General features: G+C 71.6%; 11 protein-coding genes. 3 read left to right on the forward strand and 8 right to left on the reverse strand.

Going from position 1 to position 14,155, the window contains the following annotated elements:
- Positions 1-89: 89 nt before the first annotated feature.
- Positions 90-1,514: a type I glutamate--ammonia ligase gene (gene glnA / locus ABZS42_RS31160; protein ID WP_355151427.1), complete on the reverse strand. Its 1,425-nt coding sequence runs from the start codon at positions 1,512-1,514 to the stop codon at positions 90-92.
- A gap of 295 nt (positions 1,515-1,809) precedes the next feature.
- On the opposite strand from glnA, the gene ABZS42_RS31165 reads away from it, so the two are divergent.
- On the forward strand, positions 1,810-2,181 hold the full coding sequence (locus ABZS42_RS31165; RefSeq protein ID WP_355151447.1) for an RDD family protein: 372 nt from the start codon (positions 1,810-1,812) through the stop codon (positions 2,179-2,181).
- 346 nt (positions 2,182-2,527) lie between these two features.
- Here the strand turns inward: ABZS42_RS31165 and ABZS42_RS31170 are convergent, their stop codons facing one another.
- The 3 genes from ABZS42_RS31170 to lipA form a co-directional block, all read right to left on the reverse strand.
- On the reverse strand, positions 2,528-3,217 hold the full coding sequence (locus ABZS42_RS31170) for a DUF4191 domain-containing protein (protein WP_355151429.1): 690 nt from the start codon (positions 3,215-3,217) through the stop codon (positions 2,528-2,530).
- Between the two features lie 620 nt (positions 3,218-3,837).
- A complete protein-coding gene (locus tag ABZS42_RS31175) occupies positions 3,838-5,727 on the reverse strand; it encodes a hypothetical protein (RefSeq protein WP_355151431.1) in 1,890 nt (629 codons plus the stop codon).
- Positions 5,728-5,775: 48 nt separating this feature from the next.
- Entirely contained in the window at positions 5,776-6,771 is a 996-nt protein-coding gene (gene lipA, locus ABZS42_RS31180; protein ID WP_355151433.1) for a lipoyl synthase, read from the reverse strand.
- A 431-nt stretch (positions 6,772-7,202) separates the two neighbouring features.
- Between lipA and aspS the strand changes: the two genes are divergently transcribed.
- Positions 7,203-8,489: an aspartate--tRNA(Asn) ligase gene (aspS, locus tag ABZS42_RS31185; protein WP_355151435.1), complete on the forward strand. Its 1,287-nt coding sequence runs from the start codon at positions 7,203-7,205 to the stop codon at positions 8,487-8,489.
- A gap of 157 nt (positions 8,490-8,646) precedes the next feature.
- Here the strand turns inward: aspS and nadE are convergent, their stop codons facing one another.
- From nadE to ABZS42_RS31205, 4 genes are all read right to left on the reverse strand, one after another.
- The gene (nadE, locus tag ABZS42_RS31190; protein WP_355151437.1) at positions 8,647-9,540 is read right to left on the reverse strand and encodes an ammonia-dependent NAD(+) synthetase; all 894 of its coding nucleotides are present in this window, start codon (positions 9,538-9,540) and stop codon (positions 8,647-8,649) included.
- A 16-nt stretch (positions 9,541-9,556) separates the two neighbouring features.
- Positions 9,557-9,949, reverse strand: coding sequence for a VOC family protein (locus ABZS42_RS31195; RefSeq protein ID WP_355151439.1), 393 nt, complete (start codon positions 9,947-9,949; stop codon positions 9,557-9,559).
- A 5-nt stretch (positions 9,950-9,954) separates the two neighbouring features.
- Complete coding sequence (lipB, locus tag ABZS42_RS31200; protein WP_355151441.1) at positions 9,955-10,602, reverse strand: lipoyl(octanoyl) transferase LipB; 648 nt, start codon at positions 10,600-10,602, stop codon at positions 9,955-9,957.
- 127 nt (positions 10,603-10,729) lie between these two features.
- A complete protein-coding gene (locus tag ABZS42_RS31205; protein WP_355151443.1) occupies positions 10,730-12,556 on the reverse strand; it encodes a DUF2079 domain-containing protein in 1,827 nt (608 codons plus the stop codon).
- Between the two features lie 239 nt (positions 12,557-12,795).
- On the opposite strand from ABZS42_RS31205, the gene ABZS42_RS31210 reads away from it, so the two are divergent.
- Positions 12,796-14,004, forward strand: a complete 1,209-nt coding sequence (locus ABZS42_RS31210; protein WP_355151445.1) for a PHB depolymerase family esterase — start codon at positions 12,796-12,798, stop codon at positions 14,002-14,004.
- Positions 14,005-14,155 lie beyond the last annotated feature (151 nt).

Below are 14,155 nucleotides of genomic sequence, written 5' to 3' on the forward strand. Positions count from 1 at the left end.
GCCATTGTTCGCGGGCTCTATTTTAAAGCGCGGGGGGCCGCGGGCGGGGGGGCCGGCCCCCCCCCCCGGCCCGGGATGGAGCGGCTGCGTCAGCAGTCGAAGTACATGGCGAACTCGTGCGGGGTCGGGCGCAGGCGTACCGGATCGACCTCGTTGGCCCGCTTCCACTCGACCCAGGTCGAGATCAGGTCCGGCGTGAAGACGCCGCCCTCGAGCAGGTAGTCGTGGTCGCCCTCGAGCCGGTCGAGCACCTCCGGCAACGAACCCGGCACCTGCTTGACGTCGCCCCACTCCTCCGGCGGCAGGTCGTACAGGTCCTTGTCGATCGGCGTCGGCGGCTCGATCTTGTTCTTGATGCCGTCCAGGCCGGCCATCAGCATCGCCGAGAAGGCGAGGTAGACGTTGGCCGACGGGTCCGGCACGCGGAACTCGACGCGCTTGGCCTTCGGGTTGCTGCCGGTGACCGGGATCCGGGTGCAGGCGGAGCGGTTGCGCTGCGAGTAGACCAGGTTGACCGGCGCCTCGAAGCCCGGCACCAGGCGGCGGTACGAGTTGACCGTCGGGTTGGTGAAGGCCAGCAGCGACGGGGCGTGGTGCAGCAGGCCGCCGATGTACCAGCGGGCGGTGTCCGACAGGCCGGCGTAGCCGGTCTCGTCGTAGAAGAGCGGCTCACCGTTGAGCCAGAGGCTCTGGTGGGTGTGCATGCCGGAGCCGTTGTCGCCGAAGAGCGGCTTCGGCATGAAGGTGGCGGTCTTGCCGTGCGCCCACGTCTCGTTCTTCACGATGTACTTGAACAGCTGCAGCTGGTCGGCGGCGTGCAGCAGCGTCGAGAACTTGTAGTTGATCTCCGACTGGCCCGCGGTTCCCACCTCGTGGTGCGAGCGCTCCACGGTGAAGCCGTTGTCGACGAGCCGGCGCACGATGCTGTCGCGCAGGTCGGCGAAGTGGTCGACCGGGGGCACCGGGAAGTAGCCACCCTTGTACGGGGTCTTGTAGCCGCGGTTGCCGCCCGGCTCCTCGCGGCCGGAGTTCCAGGCGCCCTCGATCGAGTCGATGTAGTAGAACGACTGGTGCGCCGAGGTCTCGTGCCGGATCGAGTCGAAGATGTAGAACTCCGCCTCCGCGCCGAAGTAGGCGGTGTCGGCGATGCCGCTGGCCGCCAGGTATGCCTCGGCCTTCTTCGCCACGTTGCGCGGGTCCCGGGTGTAGGCCTCGCGGGTGAACGGATCGTGGATGAAGAAGTTCAGCGCGAGGGTCTTCTGCGCGCGGAACGGGTCGATGAAGGCGGTGGCCACGTCCGGGAGCAGGAGCATGTCCGACTCGTGGATCGCCTGGAAGCCGCGGATCGAGGAGCCGTCGAACGCGAGGCCCTCGGTGAAGATGTCGTCGTCGACGGACTCGACCGGCAGGTTGAAGTGCTGCATCACACCCGGCAGGTCACAGAAACGTACGTCGACGAACTTCACGTCCTCATTCTTGAGGTAACGCAGAAGTTCCTCGGAGTTGGCGAACACACGTCCTCCTGGCACGTTCACTTGCAGCTGGTGGCTGGGGCTTCTGGCGACGCTATGGCGGGGCGGTTGCCCGGCCGTGTCTTGAGTGTTTCTGCTGTGTTACGTCCCTCGCGGAGCGTCATCGACGCTGGTCATCCGCGTCCGTCTGGCGGGTAGCTGAGAGTCGGTTCGAACCATTTTAGTAATGTGAATCCTTATTGTCCAAATTGGCGGAGACGCTACTCCGGTCCGCGCCGGTCGGCGCCGGACCCGCTGGTTACCCTTGACCGCTGTGACCAACCCGCGTGATCCGCACCTGGTGCCGCCCGCCGCCGACCCCTCCTTCACCCCGCCCAGCATCGGACGGCGGTTCGGCGCACTGATCATCGACTGGGTGCTCTGCCTGCTGGCGGCGCGGATCTTCGCCAACCCGGTCAGCGACGGTTGGGCCCCGGTGCTCGTGCTCGTGCTCGAGTACGGCTTCTTCCTCGGTCTGTTCGCTCAGACGCCCGGCATGTACATCACCCGGATCCGCTGCGTGTCCTGGTTCGACGGCGGCCGGATCGGGGTGTTCCGCGGCCTGCTGCGTGGTCTGCTCCTCGCCCTGGTCGTGCCTGCCCTGATCATGGACGCGCACCGCCGTGGCCTGCACGACCGCGCGAGCGGTTCGGTCGTCACCTCGGTGTGACCCACGCGAGCGGTTCGGTCGTCACCTCGGTCTGACCCACATGATCGGCTCGGGGTCATGGAGGTCGCGGTATCCGCATGCCCGGGACACCCCGACTTCTAGGAGCCCGAGTCGATCAACCATCCGATGACCAACCACCCCGCCGGAGTCGCTGCTGACCGGGCGTGGCGGCCACCGGCGTGATCGACGGCCACAAGCACGAGGCTCGGCCTTGCGCCCGGTCTTTAGGAGGCCGTCATAGTTGACGCCCGGACCACTGCTGGTAGGTGTCGTGCCCGGGTCAGGACCGGGACCAAAGCAAAGAGCCGGACCCACCGGGTCCGGCTCTTTCGACGTACGACGGGGGTCAGCGGCCCCGGGTCTGGCGGAACGCGCCCCGCGGCGGCCGCATGTTCTTCGGGATCGCGCCCTTGGGCATCTGCGGCCGCGCGCTGAGCGCCTTGAGACGCTTGTCCAGCGCGTTGACGTCCTTGCCGCTCAGGCTGCGCGGCAACCGCATCAGCGTCGTGCGCAGCTTGCGGATCGGCAACTCGTCGTCGCCCTGGCCGATCACGTAGTCGTGCAGCGGCGCCGAACCGATCACCTTGGCCAGCCGGCGCTTCTCCTGGCCGAGCAGGCCGCGTACCCGCTGCGGGTTCCCCTCGGCCAGCAGGATCACGCCCGGCCGGCCCACGACCAGGTGGACCATGTCCATCTGGGTGGTGGAGCTGACCGCCGGGGTGACCCGCCAGTCGCCACGCATGCTCTCCATGATCTGCGCCGCCGCTCCCGGCTGCCCCTCGGCGGCGTTCATCATCGCCTTGTTCGAGCGCAGGTTGAGCACGATCAGCACCGCGAGCAGCGTGAACAGGATGCCCAGCGGCATGAAGATCCAGCCCCAGAAGATCGTCGCGACCACCGTCAGCGCGATCGGGATCAGCACCGCCGCGGCGACCAGTGGCGCGAACCACCGGTCCTGCTTCGCGGTGAACTGGAACACCATCCCGATCTGCTTCAGCCGTTGGCCGAACGAGACCTTCTCCTGGGGCTTTGCCATGCCGCAGAGTCTAGTGGTCGCCGTCGGTGGGCGTGATCCGCGGCCGGGCCCGGCACCTTCGCGGGCCGTCCCGCGCCGCGCCGTGCTGTGCTCCCTTACGCCGTCCGTGCCGTGGCGTGCCGTGCCGTGCCGCGTGTGGCGCGCCGTGCGGTGCCCCCTTGCGCGGTCCGTGCCGTGCCGCGCCGCGTTGTGCCACGCCGTGCCGCGTGTGGCGCGCCGTGCGGTGCCCCCTTGCGCCGTCCGTGCCGTGGCGCGCCGCGTTGTGCCGCGCTGCGTCGTGTCGCGCCGCGCGTTTCGGGGCGGGGCTACGCCGCGACGAGCTGGCGGACCGGGCGCCGTGACGGCGCTCCGTCCTCCCTGTCCCTGTCGCGAGCGGCGGGCCCGCATCGGCGGCGCCCGACCGCAAGATCGTGCTCGATCCTGGACCCAGTGGCCTCAGCGCGCCCGGAATGCCACTCGATCCAGGAAACAGCACGATCTTGGGGCGTGGGGCGTGGGGCGTGGGGCGTGGGGCGTGGGGCGTGGGGCGTGGGGCGTGGGGCGTGGGGCGTGGGGCGTGGGGCGTAGGCCCTGTGTCGTTGGCTCCCGCAGTGGGTTCGGCGCGGGCGAGGCGACGGACGTCAGGCGTGGGGGAGGTAGATGCGGTAACCGTCGACGGTGACCAGAGCGAGGGCGCCCGGTTCGACGCGCATCCGCTCGTCGAGGCGGGCCGCGAGCGGGGAGCCGGTCGGCGCGATCCAGGCCGGCGCTGCCGACGCCGCCACCTCCCGCCGGTACGGGGCGTACCGGTCGAAACCAGGCCGAAGCTCGTCATCGACCACCGCGCAGACCACGTCCTCGCCACTGGCGAAGGTGAGCCGGTTGCAGGTCCAGTAGCCGCCGTACACGTGCCGGACGCCGAGGTCGCGCAGCGTGGCGACCAATTCGGCGTGCCGGGCCTCGGCGGCCCGGGCGGCGGGCGCGGTGCCGATCGCGCGGTACGTCGCGTAGCCCGAGCTCCCCAGGGTCGCCACGAGCACGACGACAGCCAGCACCCCGCCGACCCGTCGGCCGGACAACGGCTGCCGGCCGGTCCCGTCGGCTCGTCGGCCGGACAGTGGCCGCCGGTCGGCTCGTCGGCCGGGCAAGGCCCCCTGGCCGGCACCGTCGACTCGGTTTCGCCCCGCGCTCAGCTCCGGTCCAGCCGTCATGACGCGCCGACCGGCCCGCCCCGAGCCGTCGACCAGATTCCGGGCGGCGCGCCACAGCGGCCAGAGCAGCGCGGGCAGCGAGATGAGCAGGCAGGACAGGTAGCGGGAACTCTCCACCGGGGTCCGCCCCGCCGAACTGCTCAGTGTGTACGCGGCCAGCGTGGCCACACCCGCGGCTACGAGCGCGAGCCGGAGGGCCGCCCCGACGCGGCCTTCCGCCATCCCGCCTTCGCTGATTCTTGGCCACATCCGGTTCGTATTGAACGGGATGTGGCCAAGATCTGAACCGGCCACCGCGTCGCCACGGGGCGCGCGGTCGGCGTGGGTCGAGTCGGTGAGGTTCGCGGCACGGCCGAAGCCCAGCGAGCGCCAGGCGGTCACCGCGCCGACGGCGAGCAGCACCGGCAGGGCGAACGCCCACCAGAGCTGCCAGGTCGCGCAGCCGCCGGGGGCGCAGAAGCCCATGCCCAGCGGCGGCCCGAGCAGCAGACCGCCGTGCAGCCGGTCCACCCAACCGGCCGGCACGCCGGTGCCGCCGGAAGCCGCCGCCAGTACGGCGGCGAGTGGGTTCCGGCCGGACACGAGGCTGTGGCCGAGCAGGGGTGCGGCGCCGACCAGGACGGCGACCCCGAGCACCGCCCCGGCCCGGCCACGAAGCTCCCGCCACCGGAACGCCACGAGCAGCGCACCGGGGCCGACCACGTACGGCAGCACGAGCGGGTCCACCCAGACCATCAGCCCGGCGAGGAGACCCCAGGCCGCCCAGCGCGGCAGTCGGTGGCCCGGTCGGCCAGCGCAGAGGTCGTACGTGATCAGGGCCAGCGCGACGCCGGCCGGGTTCATCTCGGGATAGCCGCCGCCCGCGATGAGCTGGTTCTTGACGATCCGATCCGAGCCGAACGCGAGCAGCACCACGAGCAGCAGCGCGAACCAGCGGTCACCGGTCAGCCGCAGCGTCAACCGCAAGGCGAGCAGCATGAAGAGCGCGTAGAGCGCCACCGTGACGACGCGCAGCCCGAACACCGACGGCCCGGTCACCGCGAACACCGGCGCGGCCAGGTACGCCTCCAGCGTCCCCATGTAGGACTGCCCGTAGAACCACACCGGGAAGTCCTGCCCGCGGGCGATGTGCAGCGCGGCCAGCCCCATGGTGGCCTCGTCGCTGTTCGTCGGCGGAGCGTCGAAGGCGAGCAGGGCGATCCGGTAGCCGACGCCGGCGAGGAGCGCCACGACGGTGAGCACGCCGGCCAGCCGGGCCCACCGGGGGCTCGGCGGCGTACCGGGTACGTCGCGGAGTTCCTCGCGCACGCCGGCCGTCATCACCCGATCATGGCACCTGCCGGTCGGTGAGACCGGCAGGTGCGTGGATCAGCCGGCGGTGGCGACCGGGCTGGCTTGGCGGGCCGCGAGCGCCTGCTGGTAGAGCCGACCGGCCCGGTACGACGAGCGCACCAGCGGCCCGCTCATCACACCCGCGAAGCCGATCTCCTCCGCCTCCTCGCGCAGCTCCACGAACTCCTCGGGCTTGACCCACCGCTCGACCGGGTGGTGGCGGGGGGTGGGCCGCAGGTACTGCGTGATGGTGATCAGCTCGCAGCCGGCCTCGTGCAGGTCACGCAACGCCTGGGAGACCTCGGCCCGCTCCTCGCCCATACCGAGGATCAGGTTGCTCTTGGTCACCAGCCCGTCGGCGCGGGCCTGCCGGATCACGTCCAGCGACCGCTCGTAGCGGAACGCCGGCCGGATCCGCTTGAAGATCCGCGGAACGGTCTCGACGTTGTGCGCCAGCACCTCGGGACGGGACCCGAACACCTCGGCGAGCTGCTCGGGTACCGCGTTGAAGTCGGGGATCAGCAGCTCGACGCCGCAGCCGGGCTGAAGCGCGTGGATCTGGCGGACGGTCTCGGCGTAGAGCCAGGCGCCGCCGTCGGGCAGGTCGTCGCGGGCCACGCCGGTGATGGTGGCGTAGCGCAGGCCCATCGACACCACGGACTCGGCGACCCGGCGCGGCTCGTCCGCGTCGAACTCGGCCGGCTTGCCGGTGTCGATCTGGCAGAAGTCGCAGCGGCGGGTGCACTGGTCACCGCCGATGAGGAAGGTGGCCTCGCGGTCCTCCCAACATTCGTAGATGTTGGGACAGCCGGCCTCCTGGCAGACGGTGTGCAGCCCCTCCCGCGAGACGAGCCCGCGCAGCTGGGTGTACTCCGGCCCCATCTTGGCCTTGACCTTGATCCACGGTGGTTTGCGCTCGATCGGCGTCTCGGCGTTGCGGGCCTCGATCCGCAGCATGCGCCGCCCCTCTGGGGCGGGCGTCGCGGTACGCGCGGCCTGGCCGGTCGTCGGCGCGGAGTGCTCGATCGTCACGAAACCGAGCCTACGCCCGACGGTGCTTGTCGATGTACCTCAGGCGACCGGCGTCACGTCCCGAAGTCTTGTGACGCCGGACACCGGTCCGGCGGAAAACGTTGTCACATTGGGCGGTCGTTGGTGTTAGCCTGCTGGCGCAGTTGCGACGACGGAGCCGAGTAGCGGCCCGACCCGCCAGTGCAGAGAGCCGCCGAAATGCTGTGAGGCGGTCTGGCGACGGGCGCGTGAAGACCCTCCCGAGCTGCGGGAAGAACGGTGTGCCGCCGGCCCGGTCGACGGCCGCGCCCAGTAGAGCCCGCCGGCTGGCCCACGTCACGGGCGACGAACGAGGCCCCCGCCGAGGCGGGGGCGAAGGTGTGGTGGCACCGCGAGGACCCGCTCGCCCGCACCTCCCGGGATCGCGTTGCGATTCGAAGAGGAGGTACACCGTGCAACGCATCCTCTCCACCCAACTCCCCGCCCACGTCGGTGCGACCGTCCGGATCGCCGGCTGGGTGCACCGCCGCCGGCTGCTCAAGTCGGTGGCCTTCCTGATCGTCCGGGACGCCGCCGGCCTGTCGCAGGTGGTGGTCACCGACCCGGCGGCCCGCACCCAGGTAGCGGCGTTGACCGAGGAGACCGTCGTCGAGGTCACCGCCACGGTGGTGGCGAACGCGACGGCGCCCGCCGGGGTCGAGCTGACCGCCCCGGTCGTACGTCCCCTCGGCCCGCCCGCGGTGCCGCCGCCGTTCGACCTGTACCGGCCGGCGCTCACCGCGAGCCTGCCCACCCAGCTCGACCACGCGCCCACCGCCCTGCGCCACCCTCTGCGCTCGGCGGCGCTGCGCGTCTCGGCCGCGAGCGTGGCCGGATTCCGGGCCACTCTGGACCGCCGCGACTTCGTGGAGATCCACACACCGAAGGTGGTGAGCTCCTCCACCGAGTCGGGCGCGAACGTCTTCGAGCTGGACTGGTTCGGCCGCCCGGCGTACCTGGCCCAGTCGCCGCAGTTCTACAAGCAACTGATGGTCGGTGTCTTCGAGAAGGTGTACGAGGTGGGGCCGGTCTTCCGTGCCGAGCCGCACGACACCGTCCGGCACCTGGCGCAGTACACCTCGCTCGACGTCGAGCTGGGTTTCATCGCCGACCACCGGGACGTGATGCGCGTGCTGCGCGAGGTCCTCGCCGGGATGCTGGGCAGCGTGGCGGAACGCGCCGCGGGCGCGGTGGCCACCCTCGGGATCGCGCTGCCGGCCGTGCCGGAGGAGATCCCGGCGGTGCACTTCACCGAGGCGCTGAAGGTGGCGGGCGCGCCCGCCGACGAGCCGGACCTCGCCCCGGCGCACGAGCGGGCGCTGGGGGAGTGGGCCCACCGCGAGCACGGTTCGGACTTCCTCTTCGTCACCGGGTACCCGATGGCGAAGCGGCCGTTCTACACCCACCCCGACCCCGCCCGGCCGGGCCACAGCAACGGCTTCGACCTGCTCTTCCGGGGCATGGAGCTGGTCACCGGCGGGCAGCGGTTGCATCAGCACGCCGACTACCTGACGGCGCTGGCCGCGCGGGATGAGCCGGTCGAGCCGTACGCCGGTTACCTGGACGCGTTCCGGCACGGGATGCCGCCGCACGGCGGCTTCGCGATCGGCCTGGAGCGCTTCGTCGCCCGCCTGACCGGCGCGGCCAACGTCCGTGAGGTCACCGCCTTCCCCCGCGACCTGCACCGGCTGACTCCCTAGGCACGGAAATTCGCCGAGGGCGCGGGTGAACCCGCCCGTGCCCTCGGCTCGGGTGAACGTGCCGGCACCCTCGGCCCGGGTACGACCCGAGGGGGAGGACGTGCAGCCGACGCACGGGGATGACGAGCGACCGGACGGGCTGGACGTATGACGCCGGTTACCGGGTCCCGTGGCTGCGGACGCGATCGTCAACGGTGGCGGGAGCCGGAGCGGCGACCCCCGGCTGGGGCGGCGCGATCGGGAGGCACCGCTTGTGCTCGGTGGCCCGGTAGCGGGCGACCAGCGCCTCCGCCACCTCCGCCGGGACGGGTCGGCCCTCCAGGTACGCGTCGATGTGCTCGTACGCCAGCCCGAGCGCGTCCTCGTCGAGCTTGCCCGGGGCCAGGCTCTCCAGGTCGGCGGTGGGCGCCTTGCCGACCAGCTCGGCGGGGGCGCCGAGCGCCGCGGCGATGGCCCGTACCCGCCGCTTGGTCAGCCCGGTGAGCGGTACGACGTCCGCCGCCCCGTCGCCGTGCTTGGTGAAGAAGCCGGTGACCGCCTCGGCGGCGTGGTCGGTGCCGACGACGAGTCCACCCATCGCGCCGGCCACCCCGTACTGGGCGATCATGCGCTGGCGGGCCTTGACGTTGCCGTGCACGAAGTCCTGCTGGGCGGCGTCGCGGAAGGTCAGCCCGCCCGCCAGCAGCGCGTCCAGCGCGGCGTCGCTGGCCGGCTTGACGTCGACCGTGAGCACCTGATCGGGCCGGATGAACTCCAGGGCCGCCTGGGCGTGGTGCTCGTCGGCCTGCACCCCGTACGGCAGGCGCATGGCGACGAAGGTCGCCGGGTGGCCGGCCGCCCGGGCCCGTTCGACGGCCAGCTGGCAGAGCCGCCCCGCCGTGGTGGAGTCCACCCCGCCGCTGATGCCGAGCACGAGCGCCGACAGCCCGGTGTCGACCAGCCGGTCGGCGAGGAAGACGATCCGGCGCTCGATCTCCGCCTCGGCGTCGAAGGTCGACGACACCTGGAGGTCGGCGGCGATCTGCTGCTGCGTCGACAGCGCCTCGGTCAACGGGACTCCTTCGCGGTCAGGCGGGGCCGAGCAGGTCCCAGCGGTTGCCGGCGAGGTCGCGGAAGACGGCCACCCGGCCGTACGGCTCGGTGCGCGGCGGCCGGACGAACTCGACCTTCGCGTCGACCATGCGCCGGTACGTGGCGTCGAAGTCGTCGACCTGCAGGAAGAAACCTACTCGACCCGCGACCTGGTTGCCGATCGCGGCCGCCTGCTCGTCCCCGTCGGCGCGGGCGAGCAGCAGGCCGGTCCCGCCGGCGGGCGGTCGTACGACCACCCAGCGCTTCGGCCGGCCGTCGTTGGTCAGCGACGGCGAGTCCTCGGTCAGTTCGAAGCCGAGCACCTCGGTGAAGAAGGCGATCGCCGGGTCGTACTCGGCGACCACGACGGTGACGAGGTCGACCCGCATCCGGGTCAGGACGCGACGGCGATGATGGTGGACAGGTGACGCTCCACCACCGGCAGCACGTCGGCCACGGTGATCGGGCGGCCCAGCTCGGCGGTGAGCGACGTGGTCCCCGCGTCCCGGATGCCGCAGGCCACGATCCGGTCGTAGTAGCTCAGGTCGCAGTCGCAGTTGATGGAGAAGCCGTGCAGGGTCACCCCGCGGGCCACCCGGATGCCGATCGCAGCGACCTTGCGGGCCGGGCCCCGGTCGTCCTCCGGCACCCAGACGCCGCTGCGTCCCTCGACCCGACCGGCCGCGAGCCCGAACTCGGCACAGACGTCGATGAGCATCTGCTCGGTGCGCCGCACGTAGGCCACCACGTCCACCGGGTCGGGCAGCCGCACGATCGGGTAGCCGACGAGCTGACCCGGGCCATGCCAGGTGATCTTGCCGCCGCGGTCCACGTCGACGACCGGGGTGCCGTCCGTCGGCCGGTCCCACGGTTCGGTGCGCTTGCCCGCCGTGTAGACGCTCTGGTGCTCCAAGAGCAGGACCGTGTCGCCCTGCTCGCCGGCAACCACCGCTTCGTGCAGCCGGCGTTGCTCGTCCCAGGCGACCTGGTAGTCGAGGAGACCGGCGCGGACGGCCGTAAGGCCGGAGGTCATCGTGCTCACGCCGTTCAGCGTAGTCCCGGAGCAGGCCGATGGCGCTGGTGAGCCGCCTCACCGCCGCCGTGAGTCCGGCCAGCGCGGCGGCGGGCACGTGCGCCGGCGGGCCGCTCGCGCCGGAGGCGCCGGTGGCTCAGGCTGGCGGGATCCGCCAGAGCCAGACGTCGTCCACCCGCTGCGGCTTGCCGAGCAGGGCGGTCGCGGTGCGCCGGACGGCGTCCTGGTCGACCTCGAACTTGGCCCCGTGCACCTCGTCGGGGAGCACGACTGCCTCGACGTGCCAGTACGCCAGGTCGGCGCGGACCTCCCGCACCGTGCCGTCCGTGACGATCGGCACCAGGCCGGTCCGCGCGGCCTGGTCCATCAGGGCGCTGAACGGGCGCGGCACGGGCCCGATCCGGCCCCGGCCGTCCGGACCGCCGGGGCCGAGGAAGAAACCGGCCGGGATGCGGAACTCACCCTGCCGGTGGGCCAGCGCGTACGCCTGCCAGCGCTGCCCGTCCGGGTAGATGTCCACAGCGGTCGGCACCGGGGTGAGCACCCCGCCCGGGGAGACGTAGTCCCGCCAGGTGCCGGCGGTGATGAACCGTGGGATCGGCTCGCGCTCGTCGGTGAGCAGCGGGGTCGGCAACAGCGGGAGCAGCGCGATCACGAAGCCGAGCGACCAGGCCACCTCGGTCGACCGGTGTCGCGCCGGAGCGGCCCGGAGCTGGTCGAGGGTGTACGCCAGCAGCAGCCCGATCACCGGCGCCACCACCAGGGCGAGCCGGGCGGGCAGCGCCGCGTTCACCACCGGCAGTTGCCCGAGCAGGTCGAACGGCATCGGCACGTCGGTGTGGTCGCCGTCGAACTTCGCGACCGGCCCCCAGGAGAGCACGCTGAATACGACGGCGACGGCGGCCAGCGCCCAGAGCGTGGCACGCCGGGCCGGATCGGCGCGCCGCCAGAGCGCCACGAAGCACACCACGGTGAGCAGCAACAGGGGGATGCCGAAGAACGAGTTCTCCTCCGTCGGGTTGGGGGCCAGCGACGTGCCCAACCCGGCCTCGCCGGCGAGGGACCGGCGTGGGTACGCGCCGAACGCCGCGATGTCCTCCGAGTGGATGACCGGGTCGAAGCCGGTGCCGTGGAACCGTTGGGGGCCGGCGAAGTGCAGCCACAGCGGGTACGCCAGTAGCACCCCGGCGACCACGGCGGTGACCGCGAGGCCGCGTAGGAAGTTCGGCAACGCCGCCCGCGCCTCGGCCCGCCGGGCCGGGTGCAGCGCCCAGACGATGACGAAGAGGCCGAGGGCGAGGGCGGTGAAGAAGAGCCCCTCGGCGGCGATGGAGAACGTGATCGCCACGAGCACGCCGAGGAAGAGGCCGTCGCGCAGCCAGTGTCCAGGGCGGCGCAGCGCGAACGCCCGCCAGATCAGTAGCGGCACCAGCCAGCCGGCGGTCCAGTTCAGGTGGGCGTTGGCGTGCGAGACCATGCCGGGGGAGTAGGCGACGAAGAGGCCGCCGACCGCGGCGGCGAGTCGGCTGCGCACCAGTTGCCGGGAGAACAGCAGGTACCAGGCAATCGCGGTGGCGGCCAGGTTCAGGGTGAGGATGACCAGGAACGTCACGGGTGGACCGACCAGGTAGGTCAGCGGCGCGAAGACTACCGCGTACACGGTGATCGAGGTGTTCACCGCGAGGTTCACGCCGTCCGGGACGTTGATCAGATGGGTGAAGAGCGGGTCCTGCCCGTGGGTCAGCGCGTGCCCGCCGAAGGCCAGCAGCCACTCGAACAGCGCCTGGTCGCTGGAGTTGACCGTGATCGTCCGTACGTTCGGGTCCCGCCACAGGCCGCTGGTGACCCAGACGGCCAGCGCGAGCGCGACCAGCACCACGATCAGGTCGGCCCGGCGCCCCCGCACAGTACGCGGCGGTGAGGCGGGTGCGGGCCCGGTGGCCACGGACGGGGAGGTCGGCACGCAGCGGACGTTACCAATCGGAACTGGACGTGCCGGTCATACATGCGAGGAGTGGCCTCTTCTTGTCGTCTCCGGTGGTGAGGGGCCGGCTCACGTCGGCGAGTCGCGAGCGCCGCTCGCGATGAACACAACGGTGGCCGTGAATGTGTGCTGGCCGCCCATGTCGCGGCTCCGCCATTTCGTCGTAGCGTCGCGGCAACCGCAGGTGACCCAGTTCACATCTTCCCTGGGAGGCTGCCGTGCGCCGCTCCTCATCTCCGCTCACCCGGCTGGCCGCGGTGGTCGCCGGGCTCGTCCTCGCCGTCACGGGCGCGGTCACCCTCGCCACCCCCGCCCAGGCCGCCACCCTCACCCAAGTGGCGAACTTCGGCTCCAACCCCGGCAACCTCGCCATGTACGCCTACCGGCCGGACAACCTCCCGTCCGGCGCGCCGGCAGTTGTGCTGCTGCACGGGTGCGCCCAGAACGCCTCCGCCTACTTCACCAACTCCGGCTGGCGGAAGTACGCCGACCAGTGGCACTTCGCGCTCATCGTGGCGGAGCAGAAGTCCGCCAACAACGCGACCAGCTGCTTCAACTGGTTCGAGACCGGCGACACCGCCCGCGGTCAGGGTGAGGCGCTGTCCATCAAGCAGATGGTGGACCACGCGAAGGCGAACTTCGGCACCGACGGCAGCCGCGTCTTCGTGAGCGGCCTGTCGGCCGGCGCCGCGATGAGCGCCGTCATGCTCGCCACCTACCCTGACGTCTTCGCCGCCGGGTCGATCGTCGCCGGCATTCCGTACCGCTGCGCCACCAGCATGATCAACGCGTTCGGCTGCATGAACCCGGGCATCGACAAGAGCCCGGCGGCCTGGGGCGACCTCGTACGCAACGCGTACCCCGGCTACAGCGGGCCCCGGCCCCGGGTGGCCATCTGGCACGGCACCTCGGACACCACCGTCGCCCCGCTCAACGCCGGCGAGGCGCGCGACCAGTGGACCAACGTGCGCGGTGTCTCGCAGACTCCGACCAGCACCTCGTCGCTATCCGGGGGCACCAGCCTGGAGGTGTACGGCAACGACGTCGTCCGGCTCTACCGCGTCTCCGGGATGGGGCACGGCACCCCGGTGGACCCGGGCAGCGGGGCCGAGCAGTGCGGCAGCGCCGGGGCGTACTTCCTGGACACCATCTGCTCGGCGTACCGGGATGCGGTCTTCTTCGGCCTGGGCGCGGGCGGCGGCGACCCGACCGACCCGCCTCCGACCGATCCGCCTCCGACCGATCCGCCGACGACGCCGGTCTGCACGACCGCCAGCAACTACGCGCATGTGGTCGCCGGCCGGGCGTACCAGTCCGGCGGGTACGCCTACGCGAACGGCTCCAACCAGCGGATGGGTCTCTACAACATCTTCTACACGAGCACCCTCAAGCAGACCGCCCCGAACTACTGGGTAATCGGCTGCTAACCCCACCCCACCCCACCCCCTGGGACCGCGTTGATCAAGAGGTTTGCGTCAATTTCCGGCCCCGCCGTGACGCAAAGGCCTTTAGACCATCCAGGCCGACCGACCAGCCGAGAGATCGGCGGCGAAATCGGACCGACCACGGCACAAGTGC

This window comes from Micromonospora sp. NPDC005367 (assembly GCF_040606825.1).
Classification (GTDB): Bacteria; Actinomycetota; Actinomycetes; order Mycobacteriales; family Micromonosporaceae; genus Micromonospora.